We start from the raw sequence: 444 nt of genomic DNA on the forward strand, positions 1-444 counted from the left end.
CCTTTGTTTTTTTGTTGTTTAATGTAATATTTTTTTCGTAGGAGAAGTGAATGAAATACTTTTTTCCTTTTTTCACTAATGTAGGATTGTTTTCTTTCCAATCTGAAATATTTCTCTTTTTAAAATTTTTATCGTTGATGGTTACATCGATCCAAACCCAATCATTCTTTAAGAAAACTTTTAATTTTACTTGATTGGTAGCTGTTTTTTCATACATATTTGTTTTATAAAAAACCGGGAAAGCTTCGTGATCAATAGATAGAGTAGGTGGTTTCTTTTTAAATCTCTTGCCGCCCGCAAGAGCGGTTGATTTTTCTTTTACCCAATTTTCCAGATTGGATTTGTAACTACTTACAATACCGAAAGCTTTGGAAATAGCGGATCTTCTAAAATAACTAGGAAACTTATAAAAAGTGGTTGTGAAATCATATTTAGGAGAAGGGT

1 pseudogene is annotated in these 444 nt (G+C 30.4%); it reads right to left on the reverse strand.

Annotated features, from left to right (window positions below):
• A pseudogene (locus tag KI363_RS21700) lies at positions 1-444 on the reverse strand (RNA-guided endonuclease TnpB family protein); the annotation flags it as partial.

It is taken from the genome of Lederbergia ruris, assembly GCF_018332955.1.
GTDB classification, from domain to species: domain Bacteria; phylum Bacillota; class Bacilli; order Bacillales; family Bacillaceae_C; genus Lederbergia; species Lederbergia ruris.